Annotated in this window: 15 protein-coding genes; 13 read left to right on the top strand and 2 right to left on the bottom strand. The window is 69.0% G+C overall.

Annotated elements, in window-relative coordinates:
• Window positions 1-26 precede the first annotated feature (26 nt).
• Window positions 27-1505 (top strand): glycosyltransferase family 87 protein, encoded by a 1479-nt coding sequence (locus ACFRJ8_RS00900; RefSeq protein ID WP_377984277.1) that lies wholly within the window; start codon window positions 27-29, stop codon window positions 1503-1505.
• The gene (locus ACFRJ8_RS00895; RefSeq protein WP_377984276.1) at window positions 1502-2950 is read left to right on the top strand and encodes a phytoene desaturase family protein; all 1449 of its coding nucleotides are present in this window, start codon (window positions 1502-1504) and stop codon (window positions 2948-2950) included. The genes ACFRJ8_RS00900 and ACFRJ8_RS00895 overlap by 4 nt, the downstream gene beginning before the upstream one ends.
• Here the strand turns inward: ACFRJ8_RS00895 and ACFRJ8_RS00890 are convergent.
• Both ACFRJ8_RS00890 and ACFRJ8_RS00885 read right to left on the bottom strand, forming a co-directional pair.
• A complete protein-coding gene (locus tag ACFRJ8_RS00890; protein ID WP_377984275.1) occupies window positions 2898-3722 on the bottom strand; it encodes an ABC transporter ATP-binding protein in 825 nt (274 codons plus the stop codon). The genes ACFRJ8_RS00895 and ACFRJ8_RS00890 overlap by 53 nt on opposite strands.
• Before the next feature lie 59 nt (window positions 3723-3781).
• Window positions 3782-4882: an ABC transporter permease gene (locus ACFRJ8_RS00885; protein ID WP_377984274.1), complete on the bottom strand. Its 1101-nt coding sequence runs from the start codon at window positions 4880-4882 to the stop codon at window positions 3782-3784.
• 188 nt (window positions 4883-5070) lie between these two features.
• On the opposite strand from ACFRJ8_RS00885, the gene ACFRJ8_RS00880 reads away from it, so the two are divergent.
• From ACFRJ8_RS00880 to ACFRJ8_RS00830, 11 genes are all read left to right on the top strand, one after another.
• The gene (locus tag ACFRJ8_RS00880; RefSeq protein ID WP_377984273.1) at window positions 5071-6519 is read left to right on the top strand and encodes a sensor histidine kinase; all 1449 of its coding nucleotides are present in this window, start codon (window positions 5071-5073) and stop codon (window positions 6517-6519) included.
• Window positions 6516-7172, top strand: a complete 657-nt coding sequence (locus ACFRJ8_RS00875) for a response regulator (RefSeq protein ID WP_377984272.1) — start codon at window positions 6516-6518, stop codon at window positions 7170-7172. Before ACFRJ8_RS00880 ends, ACFRJ8_RS00875 begins: the two co-directional genes overlap by 4 nt.
• 124 nt (window positions 7173-7296) lie before the next feature.
• Entirely contained in the window at window positions 7297-9315 is a 2019-nt protein-coding gene (locus ACFRJ8_RS00870; RefSeq protein WP_377984271.1) for a penicillin-binding transpeptidase domain-containing protein, read from the top strand.
• 53 nt (window positions 9316-9368) lie between these two features.
• Window positions 9369-11051, top strand: a complete 1683-nt coding sequence (locus ACFRJ8_RS00865; protein ID WP_377984270.1) for an ABC-F family ATP-binding cassette domain-containing protein — start codon at window positions 9369-9371, stop codon at window positions 11049-11051.
• 130 nt (window positions 11052-11181) lie between these two features.
• A complete protein-coding gene (locus ACFRJ8_RS00860) occupies window positions 11182-11955 on the top strand; it encodes a DeoR/GlpR family DNA-binding transcription regulator (RefSeq protein ID WP_377984269.1) in 774 nt (257 codons plus the stop codon).
• Window positions 11952-13139 (top strand): MFS transporter, encoded by a 1188-nt coding sequence (locus ACFRJ8_RS00855; RefSeq protein WP_377984268.1) that lies wholly within the window; start codon window positions 11952-11954, stop codon window positions 13137-13139. The genes ACFRJ8_RS00860 and ACFRJ8_RS00855 overlap by 4 nt, the downstream gene beginning before the upstream one ends.
• A gap of 77 nt (window positions 13140-13216) precedes the next feature.
• Complete coding sequence (locus tag ACFRJ8_RS00850; protein ID WP_377984267.1) at window positions 13217-14713, top strand: phosphatase PAP2 family protein; 1497 nt, start codon at window positions 13217-13219, stop codon at window positions 14711-14713.
• Between the two features lie 194 nt (window positions 14714-14907).
• The gene (locus ACFRJ8_RS00845) at window positions 14908-15849 is read left to right on the top strand and encodes an ABC transporter ATP-binding protein (protein WP_377984266.1); all 942 of its coding nucleotides are present in this window, start codon (window positions 14908-14910) and stop codon (window positions 15847-15849) included.
• A 3-nt stretch (window positions 15850-15852) separates the two neighbouring features.
• Window positions 15853-16743 (top strand): ABC transporter permease, encoded by an 891-nt coding sequence (locus tag ACFRJ8_RS00840; protein WP_377984265.1) that lies wholly within the window; start codon window positions 15853-15855, stop codon window positions 16741-16743.
• A gap of 35 nt (window positions 16744-16778) precedes the next feature.
• Window positions 16779-18158: a sensor histidine kinase gene (locus ACFRJ8_RS00835; protein WP_377984264.1), complete on the top strand. Its 1380-nt coding sequence runs from the start codon at window positions 16779-16781 to the stop codon at window positions 18156-18158.
• On the top strand, window positions 18118-18885 hold the full coding sequence (locus ACFRJ8_RS00830) for a response regulator (protein WP_377984263.1): 768 nt from the start codon (window positions 18118-18120) through the stop codon (window positions 18883-18885). The genes ACFRJ8_RS00835 and ACFRJ8_RS00830 overlap by 41 nt, the downstream gene beginning before the upstream one ends.
• The last annotated feature ends 165 nt before the right edge of the window (window positions 18886-19050 follow it).

Below are 19050 nucleotides of genomic sequence, written 5' to 3'. Positions count from 1 at the left end.
CAACCGCCCCCGGTAAGCTCAAGGACATGCAGGAGACAAAGCCGCCGGAGCGCAAACGGATCCGATTGGTCATCCCGAGCCGCAGCGACCCTTTTCTCCGAAGCTTCACGGAACTGGTAGGCGGTCCATTGGGCCAGCGCTCGGCGCCCGGGATTGTTTCGCCAGGATTCTTCACGGTGGAGCGTGTTCTGGTGATCCTCACAGTCCTCGCGGCCCTGGCCGGGATTCTGCTCAAGAACTTCTGCCGCGCCCACGGCTGGGAAACACCCGGACAGTTCTACGCCACCTGCTACTCGGACTTTCCGGAACTGTTCCGCAACCGCGGCCTCGGCGATGGGGCCTTCCCCTTCATCACCCAGGGAAGCCTCTTTGAGTACCCTGTGCTGATGGGGTTCATCGCGGGCGCCACGGCGCTTCTGGTGCCCGGCGCCGGCACCGGGGACCCCCGCGTCCTCGGCTACTTTGACGTCAACGCCACCCTGATCGCCGCGGTCTGGATCGTCACCGTACTGGCCACGGCACGGACAAACCGGCCGCGGTCCTGGGACGCGGCGATGGTTGCCCTTGCCCCCGGCATTGTCCTGGCCGGTGTCATTAACTGGGACATGTGGGCCGTGTGCATGCTCGCCCTTGGCATGTACTTCTTTTCGCGAAACAAGCTTGTCCTGGCCGGAATCCTCATCGGACTGGGCACGGCCACCAAGCTCTACCCCCTGTTGATCCTCGGTGCCGTCCTGCTGCTGGCGCTCCGGAGCGGACGCATCAGGGCGCTCCTAATCACCGCCGGCGCCGCAACCGCGGCCTGGCTGGCGGTCAACGTCCCGGTGGCCGCGGCAAATCCGGACGGCTGGAAGTACTTCTACCAGTTCACGCAGGAACGGCCGGCGGGCTACAGCTCCCCCTGGTTCGCCTACAACCTGGTGGCCGACCGGCTGGGCTGGACCCCGCTTGAGGCCGAAGCCATCAACTCCCTGGCCCTGGACCTGTTCCTGGTGGCCTGCATCCTGATTGGCGTCCTCGCCCTGACAGCACCCCGGCGGCCGAGGATCGCGCAGTTGGCCTTCCTGATCGTGGCCGCATTCATCCTGACCAACAAGGTGTACTCGCCCCAGTTCGTGCTCTGGCTGATCCCCCTGATCGCCCTCGCCCGGCCCCGCTGGCGCGACTTCCTCATCTGGCAGACCATCGAAGCACTGCACTGGGGCGCCATCTGGATGTACCTCGGGCAGGCGACCAGCGGCGGCTCGACGCAGCACAACATCGACATGCCCTACTACGTCCTGGCAGTGGTTGCCCACATGCTCGCCACCGCCTACCTAATGGCCCGCGTTGCTTGGGACATCTGGGATCCGTCCTATGACGTGATCCGCCGCCACCGGATCGATGATCCGCACGGCGGACCCTTCGACGGCGCCCCGGACTGGCTGCGGATCAATCTCCGCCGGCCTGCGGCGTCCGTAATGCCGTGGCGGAAGGGTGCCGTGGCGGAAGGCCCCCGCACATGACTGACGTCGCCGTCGTCGGTTCCGGCCCCAACGGGCTGGCCGCGGCGGTCACCATGGCGCGGGCCGGACTCAAAGTCCACGTTTTCGAGGCGGCCGCTTCCCCCGGCGGCGGACTCCGCACCGCCGAACTGATGGAAACGGGCCACTTCCACGACGTCTGTTCGGCAGTGCACCCCATGGTTCTGGCCTCGCCATTCTTCCGCCGGTTCGAGCTGTCCCGGCGCGTGCCCCTGGAGGTGCCGGAAGTCTCGTACGGATCCCCGCTCGACGGCGGCCGTGCGGCGCTGGCCTACCGTTCCCTTGACCGTACTGTTACAGAACTCGGACGCGACGGCTCCGCGTACCGCCGGCTCATGGAGCCTCTCGTGCGGCGGGTGGAGGGAGTGGCAGACCTGACCCTGAACCAGCTGCTGCGGATTCCGAGGGATCCGGTGGCAGCCGCCGCATTCGGCCTCCGTGCGCTCGAACAAGGCTCGCCGCTGTGGAACGCGAGGTTCAGCCAGGACTTGGCTCCCGCACTGCTGAGCGGGGTCGCCGCCCACGCCGTGGCGCCGCTGCCCTCGGTGGCCGCCGCCGGGGCGGGCCTCATGCTGGCCGCCCTGGGGCATGCCGGCGGCTGGCCCATTCCGCGCGGCGGATCGGCCGCGATTGCCCAGGCCCTGACCGCGGACATCGAAGCCCACGGCGGGGTGATCGAGACCGGGAGGCAGATCACTTCACTCGCGGAGCTGCCGCCGGCCCGGGCCACCCTGCTGGATGTGGCGGCCCCCGCGCTGCTGCGCCTGGCTGAGGGCAGGCTCCCGGCACGCTACCGGAGCTCCCTGGAGTCCTTCCGCTTCGGAAACGCGGCCTGCAAGGTCGACTTCATCCTCTCCGGGCCGGTGCCGTGGGCGGCGCAGGGCCTCGCCGATGCCGGGACTGTGCACGTGGGCGGCACCAGGGCAGAAACCGCCGAAGGGGAGCGCCTGGTTGCGGCGGGACGCCATCCGGACCGGCCCTACGTTCTGGTCTCCCAGCCCTCGCGCTTCGATTCCGGCCGCGCCCCGGCCGGCCGGCACATCCTGTGGACCTATTGCCATGTTCCGGCCGGCTCCGCGGTAGACATGAGCGACGCAGTCATGGCCCAAATGGAGCGCTTCGCACCCGGCTTCCGGGACCTGGTGGTCGAGTTCAAGGTGACGACGGCGGCAGGCTTGGCGGCGTACGACGAGAACTTCGTCGGCGGGGACTTCGGCGCCGGCCGCATGGACCTTTGGGGGGTGCTGCGGCGGCCGGTGCTGAGCCCCGTTCCATGGCGGACCCCGCTGGCCGGCGTGTATTTGTGCTCGTCGTCCACCCCGCCGGGTCCCGGCGTCACCGGGATGCCCGGCTTCCACGCCGCCAGGTATGCCCTTAAGGACATGTTCGGGCTCGGCGTTCCTGGCCTCGGCTACCGGGTCCCCTAAGCCAACGGCGGTAACCCAACGGCGGGGCCGCCAACCGCGTGCCCGCTGCAGCCGGCGTCGCGGCCATGGAGGACAGCCGTCCGTCCCGCATGCTCGCCACGGCGTCCGTGAGCGGGACGAAGTCGGTGTCGTGGGTGACCATGACGGTTGCCACGCTGAACTCGTCCGTGACCTGCCGCAGCAACCGGACGATCGCCTCGCTGCGGTGGTGGTCAAGGGCCGCCGTAGGCTCGTCCACCAGCAGCACGGCTGGATCTCCCATGAGTGCCCGGGCAATGTTGACGCGCTGGCGCTGCCCGCCGGAGAGCTGGTGGGGCCGCTTCGCGAGGGCGTGCCCGAGGCCCACCAGATCCAGCAGACCTGCGGCGCGTTCGGCGGCCGCCCGGGCGGCTCCTCCGCGCAAGCGCTGGGTGATCACCAGCTGTTCCACCGCCGTGAGGGAGGGCAGGAGGTTGGGCTGCTGGAAGATGATGCCGATCTTGTCCCGGCGCAGTGCGGTGCACCCGGCGTCGGGCAGTCCGCCGGCGTCCTCGCCGTCGATCAACACCAGGCCGGCGGAGGGCGGGACGAGTGTGGCGGCGACGGCCAGCAGGGACGACTTTCCGGACCCCGAGGGACCGATCAGGGACACAAACTCCCCTGCGTGAACCTTGAGGCTCACGTGGTCAAGGGCCTTGAGGGTGCCGTCTCCGTCCGGGTACTCCAGCGTGACGTTGACCAGGGTAAGAGCGGGCTGCTTCAGGGCGGACTTGCTCAGGACTGTATGGTTCACTGCGGAATTCACTAAATATGCCTTTCGAGGAATATACGGGGCGAGGGTCTGGGGACCGGTCAATTGCCGCCGAGGGCGATAAGCGGATCGACGCGGGCGACGCTGCGGACCGCGAGGGCCGCCCCGGCCAGGCCCAGGAGCACGATTCCGGCGATGGGCAGCAGCGTTGTCCCGGGCGTGAGGAGGAACGGCGCCGCCTGGGACGCGAGGACCCCGCCGGCCACACCGGCCAGCCCACCCACCGCGGCGCCGGCCAGCAGAACCAGGGCTGCCTGCGCCATGGCGTCCCGGAGGATGTAGCGGGCGGAACCGCCAAGTGCCTTCAGAACGGCGATGTCCCGGGTGCGCTGGACCGTCCAGACGGTCAGGAAGGCGACAATCACGAGGGCCGAGATGCCGTACAGGAACGCCTGCATCAGCAGCAGCGAGCCGTTCTCGCTCTTGTAGGAGCCGAGGGCCTGGAAGGATCCGTCGACAGTGGTGCTGACGGTTCCCGCGGCTGCGTTGGCGGCGCCCGTATCCGCCCCGGGTCCGGCGTCGGGGTCAAACGTCACGGCCAGCACCGTCGCGGCGCCCGCGGCCTGGATATGTGCCAGTTTCTGCCAATCGGCCAACGTGGTCCACACGACTCCGGTGTGTGAATACCACTGCTCCGGAACGACGGCCGCCACTACGAAGTCGGTGCCGCCCACCGAGGCGCGGCTTCCGATGCTGAGCTCCAGGTCTTTCGCCAGTCCCGCTCCGACGGCGACGGTCCCCTCGGTCAGCGCGACGGGGGCCAGGGGTGTGCCTGGCTCGGTGCCGAAGACCGCAACGCTCGCCGTGCGTGCCGGCACGCCTCCGGCGCCGAGGGCCTGGAAGCGGCTCTGGCTGATCCCTAAGGCGTCGGCCCGGGCGACGCCGTCGCGCGCTGTCCATTCCGCCTGTTGGGCGCGGGTGACTTCGGATTCCGTGAATGAGGCCTTGGGTGGGCTCCCGGCCGGGGGGCCGAAGACCAGCTGGTCGGCCGGCAGGGCGGCGAGGGCCGACGTCGACTGGTTTCCCAGTCCGGCCGTGAGCCCGGAAAGCATGACGAGCAGCAGCGTGATGAGCGCGACCACCGCGCCCATCAGGGCGAATCGGCCCTTGGCAAAGCGGATGTCGCGGATGGCGAGATACATGGTTGTCCTTTTTCGTGACGTTTGCGGCGTTGCTTCCAGCCTTCCGTCCGCCCGGCTCCGAGGCATCGGCCGGCCGGTTGGACCGCCGGCACCGCGCGGACGGCGCCGCGATCAACCGAAAGGTTGATTCCGCCTGCGGCGGGCCGTTTTCCGCAGGAGCCCTGCCCCGCCGGCACTACGCTGGAAGCATGGAGGGCAACGCCAGCAACACGGTCCACGACTGCACTGGACAAGCGGGCACTGGCCACGGGGTCACACAAAACGCCGGCACACCGGATGGTGGCTATCAGCAAGCGGGTACGGAGCCCACCGGGGCGGCCGTCATTCTGCGCGTCCTTCGCGTGAGCCTTCACGTCGGCTTCGCGGTGCTGCTCCTGGTGGCACTGGTGCGGCTCCTGGCCGGCGGAATCACGGGCCAGAGCTGGGTCACCTTGCTGCTGGCCCTGCTGCTGGCCGCCTTTTACCTGGTGGGCACCGTCCTGGAGAAGCGGCACGCTACCAACCGGTCCCGGTTCGATCCGCGGCCCTACTCGGCCTGGTGGCTGGGCGGCGTCAGCGTCCTGTGGTTGCTCCTGGTCTGGACCAGCTCCGACTTCGTCTGGCTGGCTTTCCCGCTGTTCTTCCTGCAGCTGCACGTGCTCCGGCGCCGGCTGGCGCTGCCCGCGATCGCATTCAGCACCCTCTTTGTCATCGGTGCGCTCTGGCTCCACAACGGCGGTGCTGCATCTCCTGATCCGGCCAGTGTGGCGCCGCAGCTGCCCATGGTGCTCGGACCCGCGTTCGGCGCAGCCTTCGCCGTGGTCACCGGGCTGGCCTACCGGGCATTGTTTCTGGAGGCCGAAAACCAGCGGCTGGCGGCCGAGGAGCTCCGCCGCACCCGTGCCGAACTCGCCCGAACCCAGCACGATGCCGGCACCCTGGCCGAGCGCACCCGGCTGGCCCGCGAAATCCACGACACCCTGGCCCAGGGCCTGTCCAGCATTGTGCTGATGGGGCGCGCGGCCGAGAAAGCGCTGGACGACGGCCAACCCGCCGTGGCACGGGAAAGGCTCCGCATTGTCAGGGACACGGCCGCCGCCAATCTTGCGGAGGCCCGCAACTTCGTCCGGGCGCTCCAGTCCCCCGATCTCGAGGACGGCTCCCTGGTGGCCGGTCTCCTCCGGTTGTGTGAGGCGACCGAGGCGGAGACTGCCGCGCGAGGTACCGCACTGCGCTGCCGCCTCGACGTCGAAGGGGTTCCGGTGGAACTCCCGGGCGCCCACCAAACTGCCCTGCTCCGGGCTGCCCAGGCGAGCCTGGCCAACGTCCGGGTTCATGCGCAGGCGCGCACCGCCGTCGTCACCCTTTCGTTCCTGGGCCCGGAAGTGGCCATGGACATCTACGACGACGGCACCGGGTTCGAGCCCGCGGCCTTGCCGGCCCGTCCCGACGGTTCCGGCTATGGGCTGACGTCGCTACGGGAACGCGTGGCCGCCCTCCATGGCCAGCTGGACATCGAGTCTGCCCCGGGAGAGGGAACCGTGGTGGCCATCCGGCTGCCACTGGCGCAAGCGCCTGATTCCGCGCCTGATTCCGTGCCTGGTACCGCTTCAGGTGCCAACGCCGTCTCGGGGCAAGCCAGCGGGGGCCGGCCATGAGCAACATCCGGGTCTTCCTGGTGGACGACCACCCGGTGGTCCGGGCCGGGCTGCGGGCGATGCTGGGTGATCTGCAGGGCATCACCGTGGTGGCCGAGGCCGCCGACGGCGGCGCCGCCGTGGCCGGGCTGGCCAGGCTCCACACCCTGGGCGAGCCCGCGGACGTGGTGCTCATGGACCTGCAGATGGGCGCGGGCATGGACGGCGTGACCGCCACCGGCAAGATCAAGGCCGGAGAGGCTGGGCAGCCGGCGCCTCCGGTGCTCATCCTCACCACCTATGACTCCGACGCCGATATCCTCGCCGCCGTCGAGGCCGGCGCCAGCGGCTACATGCTCAAGGATGCCCCGCCGGAGCAGATCCGCCAGGCGGTGCTCGCCGCCGCGGCCGGCGGGACGGCGCTGGCACCCGAGGTCGCCGCCAGGCTGATGGGCCGGATCAGGAATCCGGAGCCGGCCCTGTCCGCCCGCGAGATCCAGCTGCTCGAGCTGCTGGCCACCGGGATGGGGAACCGGGCGATCGCGAAGCAGCTGTTCATTTCCGAGGCCACGGTCAAGACCCACCTGGTGCACATCTACGGCAAGCTCGGCGTCGACAACCGCACCGCCGCGATCGCCGTGGCCGCGCAGCGCAGGATCATCCGGCGGCCCTAGGCAGCCTGAGGCGTCCCCTGTGCCTGAGTTGGTGACGGTGTGATGCGCCGGTGTTGTGTGCGGGTGCTTTGTGACAGTCCGATGTGACAGGGGAGTTGTCAGTGGTCCGGGGCATAATGGCCGCATGGGGAACACATCCAAACTTTCACTGGCCCTTGTGGGTCTTGTTCTTGGCGCCTCGCTGGTGGCCTGCGGGGACGGCCGGGAGGGCGCAGAAGGCGCCGCCCGGCAGCTCGCCATCGCGGTGTCCGCGCTCGACGTCGGCTCGGTCGCCTTCGAGGGGACGGAATCGGGTGCCGCCAACGCCCAGCTCAAGGAAATATTCCAGGGGCTGGACCCGGACAAACCGGCCGTGCAGGCCGGCGAGCTGACTTTCGAGTCGGACACGGCCACGTTTCCGCTGGACTACACCTGGAAAGTCGGCGCGGAGGAGTGGAAGTACACCGTTTCCGCGCAGCTGAAGAAATCCGGCGACAAGTGGCTTCCGGTGTGGAAGCCGGCCATCCTGGCCCCGGACCTTGCCGACGGGGAGATCATCACCCGTGCCACCCAGACGCCGCAGCGGGCCTCCATCCTGGGCGCCGGCGGCGCCCCGCTGGTCGCGTACCGGCCAGTGGTCAACGTTGGCATCGACAAGCCGGGACTCGGCGGCGCGGACCCCGCCGACTCCGCCACCAAGCTTGCCCAACTGGTCGGTGTCGACCCGGCAGCCTTCGCCCAGCAGGTCGCGGCGGCCGGTCCGGACGCCTTCGTTCGGGCCATCACGTTCCGTGAGGACGGCTCCCGGACCATCACGGACCAGCAAATTTCCGCAATCCCCGGCGGCCGCGCCATCCCGGACAGCCTGCCGCTGGCACCCACCCGCACATTTGCGCGGGCACTGCTGGGTACAGTCTCCGAGGCGAACGCGGAGCAAATCGAGAAGTCCGGCGGCGCGCTCAAGCCCGGTGACACCACCGGAGCCGGGGGCCTGCAGCAGCAATATGACGCGCAGCTGCGCGGAACCGACGGCATCGTGATCCGGGCACAGAAAGCCGGACTCACCGCCGCGGAAATCCAGGCGGCCTCCCCCGACCCGAGGCGGGTGCTGTTCGAGACCGGCATCAAACCCGGAACCCCGCTGAAAACCACCCTGGACCCGAAGCTGCAGCAACTCGCCGAAGACGTGCTTGGCAAGGTCGGCCCCGCATCGGCCATTGTGGCGCTCCGGCCCTCCAGCGGCGCCGTTCTGGCGGCTGCGTCCGGGCCGGGCAGCAACGGCTACGACACCGCGATGCTGGGACAGTACGCACCCGGATCGATCTTCAAGATGGTCGATTCCCTGGCCATGTTCCGCGACGGAATGACCCCCGATTCCAAGGTGGACTGCCCGGCGACCCTCACGGTGGACGGCCGCACCTTCAAGAACGCCGAGGGATACCCCGAGTCCTCCCTGGGCTCCGTGACACTGCGCGACGCCTTCGCGCACTCCTGCAACACCGCGTTCATCAACGCCCGCGACACCGTCAGCCAGGCGCAGCTCGAGTCAGCCGCGACCTCCCTCGGAGTCGCAGTCGAAGCGCCCGCGCTCGGAGCCGCCGCGTTCCTCGGCTCGGTCCCCGGAGAGGCCGAGGGAACGGAACACGCCGCTTCCATGATCGGCCAGGGCAAAGTGCTCCTGTCCCCGCTGGCCGCCGCCATCATGGCCGGCTCGGTAGCCAAGGGTGCCCCAGTGGCCGCCCAGCTGGTATTGAACCCGAATGAAGGTGCCGCTTCCCCGAGCGCCGGCGGCACCGCCACTGCCGGCAGCGGAACCGGTACCGAGCCGGCCGCCCCGTCCTCCGGTGATGCGACGGCGTCGGCCGAGGCACCGGCCAAGGCGGCCGAAACGCCCGTAACGGCAGCGGAAGCCGCGGCGTTGGCTGGCATGATGCGCGCCGTCGTGACCAGCGGGCATGCCGGGTTCCTGGCCTCCGTCCCAGGCGAGCCCGTCGGCGCGAAGACCGGAACGGCTGAGTTCGGCAAGGACACCCCGCCCAAAACCCACGCCTGGATCGTGGCTGTGCACGGTGACCTGGCCGTCGCCGTCTTCGTGGAGGACGGCGGCCTTGGAGCCACCACGTCCGGACCGCTGCTCAAGGAGTTCCTCACCCGGGCCAGCTGAGCAGGAAAATCCGCGCCGCCCGGCTGCGGGAAGACCGTGGGAAGATTGAACGCGTGGCTCATATTGACGTTTCCGGCATCGACTACTTCCTCTCCGACGGCACCCAGCTGCTCAACGGGGTGACGTTCAAGGTCCCGGACGGCACCAAGACGGCGCTGATCGGGCCCAACGGAACCGGCAAGACCACGCTGTTCCGGATCATTTCCGGCGACCTCGTTGCTGATGAAGGCGTGATCGGCCGCTCCGGCAACATGGGGATCATGCGCCAGTTCGTGGGCCAGGTCCGGGATGACTCCACAGTCCGCGACCTACTGGTCTCCGCCGCGCCGCCCGCGCTGGCTGCTGCCGCGCGCACCGTCGACGAGGCAGAGCTTGCCATGGTGGAGCACGATGACGAACCCACCCAGATGGCCTATGCCCAGGCCATCGTGGACTGGGGAGACGCCGGCGGTTACGACGTCGAAACGGTCTGGGACGAGGTCTGCATGGCCGCCCTCGGCCTGCCGTTCGACCGTGCGCAGCACCGCCCGGCGTCGAGCCTCTCCGGCGGCGAACAGAAGCGGCTGGTCCTTGAGGCCCTCTTCGCCGGCCCCGACGAACTGCTGTTGTTGGACGAACCGGACAACTACCTCGACGTTCCGGGCAAGCGCTGGCTCGAAGCCAAGCTGAACGAGTCGAAGAAGACCGTGTTCTTCATCAGCCACGACCGGGAACTGCTCAACAACGCCGCCGGCCGCATCGTCACGCTGGAACCGGGCATCAACGGCGCCGGCGCCTGGATCCACGGCGGCGGTTTCGGCTCCTACGTCGAGGCCCGGGCCGACCGGAACGCGCGCTTCGAGGAGCTGCGCAAGCGCTGGGACGAGGAGCACGTAAAGCTCAAGGAACTCGTCAACATGTACAAGAATAAGGCCGCGTTCCGTTCCGATATGGCCAACCGCTACCAGGCTGCGCAGACCCGGCTCGCGAAGTTCCTCGAGGCCGGTCCGCCCGAAGCCCTGCCGATCGAGCAGAACGTGCAGATGCGGCTCAAGGGCGGGCGCACCGCCAAACGCGCCGTCGTGGCGGAGAAGCTGGAACTGACGGGCCTGATGAAGCCGTTCTCGACCGAGATCTGGTTCGGCGACCGGGTGGGCGTCCTTGGCTCCAACGGTTCGGGCAAGAGTCACTTCCTGCGCCTGCTCGCGACCGGCGGCACGGATCCGGAGCGGGAGCACCTGCCGGTGTCCGAAGTCGAAATCGCGGAAGTGCCGCATGAGGGCACCGTGAAACTCGGCGCCCGGATCCGGCCTGGCTTCTTCGCCCAGACCCACGTCCGGCCCGACCTGCTGGGAAAGACCCTGCTCGAAATCCTGCACCGGGGCGACGAGCACCGCTCCGGGATGGGCCGCGAAGCCGCCGCCGGGGCGTTGGACGGCTACGGGCTGGCGGCGCAGTCCGAGCAGAAGTACGAATCCCTCTCCGGAGGCCAGCAGGCTCGGTTCCAGATCCTGCTGCTACAGCTCTCCGGAGCCACGCTGCTGCTGCTCGACGAGCCCACCGACAACCTGGACCTGCACTCGGCCGAGGCCCTGGAACGGGCGATCGATCACTTCGAAGGCACCGTCCTGGCGGTCACCCACGACCGCTGGTTCGCCCGCACCTTCGACCGCTTCCTGGTCTTCGGTTCCGACGGCAGGGTTTACGAGTCCGCCGAACCGGTCTGGGACGAAAAGCGCGTCGAACGCGCCCGCTAAAGCCAATACGCGTCGCTCAGCGCCGGTTCCGACGGAATCCATGGGCGCTGAGTGACCCTGTGTTGCCGTTGAACCGTGCGCAATATCCGCAACAAATGACTAAGTGATCACGAACCGTTAGCATTTGAGCATGAACACTGATGAGCGGCACCGCCTGATCGGCGGACTGCTTCGCAACCGGGAACAGGTGACGGTGGACGACCTCATGGCCGCCTGCGGTGCCTCCGGCGCCACCATCCGGCGCGACCTCGACACCCTGGCCCTGCACGGCGTGCTGCGGAGGATCCACGGTGGAGCCAAGAGCCTGGTTTTCGGCGGTGAAAACCCGCAATACGGCCAGCGCGAGCTGGAGGACCACACCGCCAAGATGCGGATCGCCGGCGGTGTGGCCGCCATGCTCCAGGACCGGGGACACCTCTGGCTGGACAGCGGGACCACCGCCACGGAGATCGCCCGCCAGTTGCGCCAACGCGAGATGACGATCATGCCGATGTCGTTGCGAGCCGTCACCGCGCTGTCCCTGGACGACGTGCCTGCCGGGCGCCGCCCCGAACTCCTGATGCCGGGCGGCAGCCTCGTCCCCGGTGAACTGTCCTTCCGCGGGCCCATGACGGAATCCAACATCCGCTCGCTGCGCTTCGACACCGCCGTCGTCACGCCCTGCGCCCTGAACCTCAAGGACGGGATGTTGGCCCACGACCTCGACGACGCCGCAGTCAAGCGTGCCGGCCTGGAATCCGCGGCCCGGGTAATCGTCGCGTGCGCCGGATCCAAATGGAACGCCAGCGCCGTCGCCCTTGTCGCATCCCTGGACGCCGTCGACGCCATCGTGACCGACCGACAGCTCAGCCCTGAAGAACTTGACCAACTCGCGCAACACTCGGTGGAAGCAGTGATCGTATGACCAGTACCGCAACCGTCCCGCAACTTAAAGCTGCCACCGGGGCGACCTTCCTTGTCTTCGGGATCAACGGATTAGTGTTCGCCAGCTGGGCGGCCCGCATCCCGGCGGTGACGGAGATCCTGCAGATCACCGCGGGCCAGATGGGAACCCTCCTGCTGTGCCTGGCGGTCGGCTCGCTGATCGCCCTGCCCACGGCCGGCTTCGTCGTCGGGCGGATCGGCACGGCCAACACGGTCCGGGGTGCCGGCCTTGTGGCCGCGTCGGCCGGCGTCGGCGTCGCGCTGTCCCTGATGGCGGCCTCCGTCCCGGGGACGGCGATTGCCCTGTTCTTCTTCGGGATTGGCGTCGGGCTCTGGGACGTTTCGCAAAACATTGAAGGTGCCGACGTCGAACACCGGCTCGGGCGGACCATCATGCCGCAGTTCCACGCGGCCTTCAGCGGTGGCGCGTTCGTCGGCGCCCTGATCGGCGCCGGACTCTCCACCCTGGGCGTCGGGCTCCCGGAGCACCTGCTGGTCATAGCCGCCGTCGTCGCCATCCTGACCACGGTGGCCCCGCGGTACTTCCTGCCGCACGTGCCCGCCGAGGTACCCGCCGAAGGGGACACCGACCACGCAAAGGGCGGGTTGGCCTGGCGGGACGGCCGCACGCTGCTGATCGGCGTCGTCGTTCTCGGCGCCACCCTGACGGAAGGCGCCGGCAACGACTGGATCGCCAAGGCCGCTGTTGACGGCCTGGGCGCCGAACAGTCCACGGGGGCGCTGCTCTTCGCCGCCTTTGTGCTCGCAATGACCGCCATGCGCTTCTTCGGCGGCCGGGCGATCGACGTCTACGGCCGCGTGGCCGTGCTCCGCGCCAGCATGGCCGCGGCAGCCGCGGGCCTCTGCCTCTTCGTCTTCGCAGGAACCATCTGGCTGGCGGCTGCCGGTGCCGTGCTCTGGGGCGTGGGCGCGGCCCTCGCATTTCCGATCGGGATGTCCGGCGCGGCGGATGACCCCAGGAAGGCGGCCGCCCGGGTGTCCGTCGTCTCCACGCTGGGCTACGTTGCCTTCCTGGCCGGGCCGCCGCTGCTGGGCTACCTGGGCGACGTCACCGGTATCAGGGCCGCCCTGCTGGCGATCGGGATTCCGATTCTGGTGGCCCTGGTGCTGGCTGGAGCCGCGAGGCCCTTGCGCTCGAGGTAATTGCTCGTGAACTAGCCGCGCCCGCCCGGACCGCTGAACTCGCCTGCGGCCTGCCTCTCCGGCAGTATGGTGGTCAAATGCGATCCATGCTGAGGAAGGCCCCCGGCCGGCTGTCGAAATTCGACCGCAAACTCGTCCGTGCCGTCTCCAATCTGCCGGGCGGAGGCCATGACGACTTCTTCCGCCGCCTGTCCGCTGCCGCCAACAAAGGCAAACTCTGGTTCTGCGTTGCCGGGGCCATGGCCCTGGTGCCCGGAAAGACGCGCCGGGCAGCGGTACATGGGCTGATCGCCCAAGGCGTGGCGTCGGCAGTGACGAACCTCGTGTTCAAGACCCTCCTGCCGCGGACGCGCCCCCTGCCCGAACACCTTCCGGTCTTCCGCTTCGTTCACCCGCAGCCGACAAGTTCGTCCATGCCGTCCGGCCACTCGGCCTCAGCGGTGGCGTTCGCGCTCGGAGTGGGCATGGTCCGCCCGGCTCTGGGCGCGGCGGTTGCCCCCGTTGCAGCCGGGGTGGCCTACTCCAGGATCCACACCGGGGCCCATTGGCCCTCGGACGTGCTGTTCGGTTCCGCGATCGGCGCCGGCGCGGCCATGGTGACGCGGAAGTGGTGGCCCGTCCGGCCGCCGTTCCCCGAAACCCGCCGCGCCGCCGTCCGCGCCGCGGAACTCCCGGAGGGAGAGGGGCTCGGCATCGCCGTCAACACCCTCGGCGGGTCCTATGCTGACGAGACAGTTGACGCCCTGCAAAAAACATTCCCCAAAGCGTATATAAAGAAAATCGCGCCCGACGAGGCCATCGACGCGGGCATCGCCCAGGTCGCAACACGGCCGGGCATTGCGGCGCTGGGCGTCTGGGGCGGGGACGGAACCGTGGGTGCCGCGGCCGCCGCCGCCGTCGAACGTTCCCTCCCGCTGCTGGTGCTCCCCGGCGGAACGCTCAACCACTTCGCCCGCGACGCCGGGACGCCCACCCTGGTGGCGGCGGTCCAGGCGGGCTCGCGCGGCGAGGCCGCCGTGGCCGACGTCGGCCACGTGAGCGTCGAACGCGGGCGCGCCGACAGCCCCGAGCACCTCGAACTGATCATGCTCAACACGGCCAGCATCGGTCTCTACCCGAATCTGGTCCGCCGGCGCGAACAGCTCCAGCCGGCACTCGGGAAACCCTTGGCCGGAGTGGTGGCCATGTTCCGGACCTTTGCGGCCGGCACCCCCACCACCCTGATCGTCAACGGAGTGCGGCACCGGCTGTGGATCCTGTACATCGGCCGCGGGCGCTACTACCCCCGCGACCACGCGCCGCTGGTGCGCCCCGTGCTGTCGGACGGGATCCTGGACCTGCGGATGATCACTGCCGATGAGCCGTTCGCCCGGCTGCGGCTGCTCTGGGACGTGCTCACGGGCACCGTGGGCACGTCCGGGATCACCCATCTGAGCGAAACGGACCGCATCACCGTGGAACCGGGGAACGGGCCCATGGTGCTGGCCGTCGACGGAGAGGTCATGCCCGGGGTGCGGAGCGTGGAATTCACGGTTCGCCGCGACGCACTGACCTACTATTCACCGCTCGGCTGAGCCGCGCCCGCCACACAGATCCACGGCCAGATCCGCGGCGGGCGGGCGTGTCATCCTCCCGGACTACCCTGATTCGCCCCTGAATCATCCCTGAGACCGGCGAAATACGGTGACGGCCTCGGTAGCGTGGGGTGCAGACGGGCCCGTGACTGCGGTGACCCGGACCATCTCCCGCTACGCAAAGGAACGCTTCCATGATCGAAGCACGAGGCCTGACCAAGGTTTACGGCGACAAGACCGCCGTCGCCGGCGTCAACTTCACCGTCGAAGCCGGCCGGGTCACCGGCTTCTTGGGTCCGAACGGGGCCGGAAAATCCACCACCATGCGCATGATCATGGGGCTGGACCGGCCGACGTCGGGCTCAGTGACCGTCAACGGGTCGCCGCTGGCCGGGCACGCTGCCCCGCTGCGCGACGTCGGCGCACTGCTCGACGCCAAGGCCGTCCACACGAGCCGCTCCGCCTACAACCACCTGCTGGCCATGGCCGCGACCCACAGCATCCCCAAGAAACGGGTCCACGAAGTCATTGAGATGACCGGGCTGGCCGAGGTGGCCAAGAAGAAGGTGGGCGGCTTCTCGCTGGGCATGGGCCAGCGGCTGGGCATCGCCGCCGCCCTCCTGGGCAACCCGCAGACCGTGATCCTGGACGAGCCCGTCAACGGTCTTGACCCGGAAGGGGTGGTGTGGGTCCGCAACCTGGTGAAGTATCTGGCCTCCGAGGGCCGTACGGTCTTCCTCTCCAGCCACCTCATGAGCGAAATGGCCGTCACGGCGGACCATCTGATCGTGATCGGCCGCGGAAAGATCATTGCCGACGCCCCCATCCAGGAAATCATCACCGGCAAGGGCCAGGGCCGCACCCGGGTCCGCACCGACCAGCCGGACCGGCTCATGCAGCTGCTGGCCGGAACCGGCGTCTCGGTGGAGGCCCGGGAGCGCGAACTCCTCGAAGTCACGGGCCTGGACCCGCGGCAGATCGCCACCGCAGCGCTGGAGAACCACGTCATGATCTACGAACTCACCCCGCTGCAGGCCAGCCTCGAGGAGGCCTACATGGAACTGACCAAGGATGAGGTCGAATACCACTCGCTGATCACCACGGGCGCCGTGCCCGTCGAAGCCGGAGGCAACTAAGCCATGAGTTCCACAACCGTTGAATCCACGCCCTCGCCCCGCGGCGCCGAAACCCGGGAGCAGCGGTCCGGAGACGGCAGCAGTTCCGGCCCCGGCCCCAGCTTCCTGCGGGTCCTCAACTCCGAATTCATCAAGTTCCGCACGCTGCTCTCCACACTGATCCTGCTCGGCTCCACAGTGGTGGTCATGGTGGGGTTCGGGGCGCTTTCGGCCTGGGGTACGGGCCAGTTCTCCCAGGCCGCGGCCCAGGACCCGGAGGCGGGCGCCAGATTCGCGGCCCAGGGCGGTGACCTCGCCGTCAGCGTCCCGACTTCCGGCATCGCGTTTGCCCAGCTGATCCTGGGCTCCCTCGGCGTGCTGCTGATGAGCTCCGAGTTCACCACCGGCATGGCCCGGTCCACGTTTGCGGCGGTGCCCAAGCGCATCCCGGCGTTCGCGGCCAAGCTCGTGGTGGTGGTGCTGACCTCCTTCGTCATCACCGCCGCCTCCACCCTGGTGGCCGGGTTCGTGTCAGTGCCGATCCTGGATAACTACGGCCTCGGCCTGGACCTGGGCAGCTCACAGTCGGTCAAGCTGCTCGTGGTGAACAGCATCTATGTGGCAGCGGTCGCGGCGATCGGCATGGCCCTGGGCACCCTGATCCGCAATTCGGCGGGCGGGATCATGAGCCTGGTCGGGCTGTTCTTCGTGGCGCCCATCGCGTTCCAGCTCATTCCGGGCGACTTCTTCGTGGAGGCCCGCAAGTACCTGCCCGGCAACACCGTGGAGCCGCTGACCGCCGTCGAGCATCTCCCGGACACCCTCGAAGCCTGGCAGGCCGGCCTGGTGCTGGGCGCCTGGGTTGTGGTCCCGGTGCTCCTGGCCGGCATCCTGCTCAAGAAGCGGGACGTCTAAGCCGGGCCCACGGGCCCAGCGTCTAGGCTCAAAGCATGATCGATGCAGTACCTGTAAGGGATGCGTCGGCCGGTCCGGCCGACGCGTCCCTCGCCGAACTCACCGCCCGCCGCCGCGGCCGGCTCCGGCGCTACCTGCTGGCCAACCCGCGGGTCATGGATGTCCTGGTGGTGCTCTGCTACCTGGTCCTGGTCACGCCCACGGCGGTCGAGTCGATCCTGCACGGCGACTGGCCGGTGGCCGTCCTGCTCGCCGCGGCCGCGCCGGTCCTGCTCTTCCGGCGGGCCTATCCCGTGCAGGTGGCGGCGGCCGTCGGGGCGCTGGAACTGGCCGTCACCTTCCTGCATCCTTGGGGATCCAACGTCTCGGCCGGGCTCTGGTTTTCGCTGTATGCCGTCGCGGTGGTCCGCTCGCGGCGGTTCGCCTTTGCGGCCCTGGCCCTGACCACCGCCCCGCTTCTGCTCCTGTACTTCCTGCTGGCCGTGGGCCCGTTGGACGGGCGGCTGCCGGACATGGCGGTCCGCACGCCGGAGAATTTCCAGCTGCTCACGTCCATCGCGGCCGGCATCGGCATCACGCTGTCCAACGTGATCGCCACGGGGATCGGGATCTCGGTGCGGCAGCGTCGCGAGCACGAGCACGAGATCGCCGCCTGGGCCGCCCGGGCCCAGCAGCTCGGTTCGGTCACGGAACGGAACCGGATCGCGCGCGAAATGCACGACGTCGTGGCGCACTCGCTGACGGTCATGATCAGCCTGTCGGACGGCGCCGCCGTCGTGGTCAAGAAGGATCCGGCGCGCGCCGCCGGCGTCCTGGCCGAACTCTCCCGGACCGGACGCACAGCGCTGGCCGACATGCGGCGCGTCCTTGGCGTGCTGCGCGAGGACGCCGCCACGGGACACGCCCCGCGTGGGCCGCTGGTGGCCGCAGGCAGCCTGGCCACACTGCTGGAGGGCTTCCGCACCGCGGGACTGCCGCTGCATTACACGCACACCGGCCCGTCGCTGCCCGGCGATGCGGCGTTCCAGCTGACCGTTTACAGGATCGTGCAGGAGTCGCTGACCAATGTGCTGCGCTACGGCCGTGCGCTCAGCCGCGTGGATGTCAGCATTGTCCGCAACGGTTCCCGGGTCACCATTGAAGTGGTCGACGACGGCAGGGGCACCGTTGACTCCGGCACCGCCGGGGCCGGCGCACAGGCGAAGCCCGATTCACTGGACACCTACGGCACCGGGCACGGAATTGCCGGGATGCGGGAGCGGGCCAGGATCTACGCGGGCACCGTGCACGCCGGGCGCGCGGGTGAGCGCGGCTGGCGCGTGCACGCGGAACTGAATTGCAATGGCGAAAATGCCACGGACACAGGGGGGGACAATGCTCGACAACGGACCGGTACGCGTTCTGCTGGTGGATGACCAGCCGCTGCTTCGGATGGGCTTCCGGCTGATCCTGGAGGGCGAAGACGATTTGTGCATCGTGGGCGAGGCGTCCAATGGTGCCGAGGCGGTCCGCCACGTCCGGGAACTCGCGCCCGACGTCGTCCTGATGGATGTGCGGATGCCGGTGCTGGACGGGATCGAGGCCACCCGGGCCATCGCGGCCTCGGGTTCGGAGGCCAAGATCATCATCCTGACCACCTTTGACCTCGATGAATACGCCTTTGCCGGGCTGCGGGCCGGGGCCTCGGCGTTTCTGCTCAAGGACGTGGCGCCGGCGGACCTGATCAGCGCGGTGCGGGTGGTGGCCAGCGGCGATGCCGTCGTGGCCCCGCGGGTTACCCAGCGGCTGCTGGAGACCTATGTCCGCGGCGCCGGTGCCGGCATGGATCCTGCCGCAACGGACCGCGACGGCGGCGGCCAGCGCGCTGGGGCGGACGACGGCGGCCAGCTGGCCGGCAGCCCGGCACGGCCGGCGAGGGATCCGTTGCTGGAGGACCTGACGCCTCGCGAAAACGAGATGCTCGGAGCGATGGCGGAGGGGCTCTCCAACGCCGAAATCGCGCACAGGTACTTCCTGTCGGAGGCCACAGTCAAGACGCACGTGCGCCGGATCCTGACCAAGCTCCACCTCCGTGACCGTGTCCAGGCTGTCGTGTACGCGTACGAGACCGGCCTGGTGGTGCCAAGCAACGCAGACTACTGACGGGAGCGGCCTGCCGGCCGTGCGGGCCCGTTACCGCTGGGTAGAGCCTGAAGCAGTGGTTTCAGGCACATTGCGGAATTGCCCATGAGGCAACTTTTGTTGTGCCCGACGCCTTCCTGTTGGGGGATGGCCCGGTCATGCGGGTCGTCATTTGTGGGATTGCAC

The sequence above is a fragment of the Arthrobacter sp. NPDC056886 genome, from assembly GCF_042788715.1.
Lineage (GTDB): Bacteria > Actinomycetota > Actinomycetes > Actinomycetales > Micrococcaceae > Arthrobacter.
Note: the sequence above shows the minus strand (reverse complement) of the source record. Positions and strands in the feature narration are given on the sequence as shown.

Bases quoted from the DNA above. Each gene is read 5' to 3' on its own strand.
- ACFRJ8_RS00885 (WP_377984274.1), bottom strand. From the start codon at position 4,882: ATGTATCTCGCCATCCGCGACATCCGCTTTGCCAAGGGCCGATTCGCC.
- ACFRJ8_RS00880 (WP_377984273.1), top strand. From the start codon at position 5,071: ATGGAGGGCAACGCCAGCAACACGGTCCACGACTGCACTGGACAAGCG.
- ACFRJ8_RS00870 (WP_377984271.1), top strand. From the start codon at position 7,297: ATGGGGAACACATCCAAACTTTCACTGGCCCTTGTGGGTCTTGTTCTT.
- ACFRJ8_RS00830 (WP_377984263.1), top strand. From the start codon at position 18,118: ATGCTCGACAACGGACCGGTACGCGTTCTGCTGGTGGATGACCAGCCG.
- ACFRJ8_RS00855 (WP_377984268.1), top strand. From the start codon at position 11,952: ATGACCAGTACCGCAACCGTCCCGCAACTTAAAGCTGCCACCGGGGCG.
- ACFRJ8_RS00835 (WP_377984264.1), top strand. From the start codon at position 16,779: ATGATCGATGCAGTACCTGTAAGGGATGCGTCGGCCGGTCCGGCCGAC.
- ACFRJ8_RS00875 (WP_377984272.1), top strand. From the start codon at position 6,516: ATGAGCAACATCCGGGTCTTCCTGGTGGACGACCACCCGGTGGTCCGG.
- ACFRJ8_RS00860 (WP_377984269.1), top strand. From the start codon at position 11,182: ATGAACACTGATGAGCGGCACCGCCTGATCGGCGGACTGCTTCGCAAC.
- ACFRJ8_RS00900 (WP_377984277.1), top strand. From the start codon at position 27: ATGCAGGAGACAAAGCCGCCGGAGCGCAAACGGATCCGATTGGTCATC.
- ACFRJ8_RS00845 (WP_377984266.1), top strand. From the start codon at position 14,908: ATGATCGAAGCACGAGGCCTGACCAAGGTTTACGGCGACAAGACCGCC.
- ACFRJ8_RS00840 (WP_377984265.1), top strand. From the start codon at position 15,853: ATGAGTTCCACAACCGTTGAATCCACGCCCTCGCCCCGCGGCGCCGAA.
- ACFRJ8_RS00895 (WP_377984276.1), top strand. From the start codon at position 1,502: ATGACTGACGTCGCCGTCGTCGGTTCCGGCCCCAACGGGCTGGCCGCG.
- ACFRJ8_RS00850 (WP_377984267.1), top strand. From the start codon at position 13,217: ATGCGATCCATGCTGAGGAAGGCCCCCGGCCGGCTGTCGAAATTCGAC.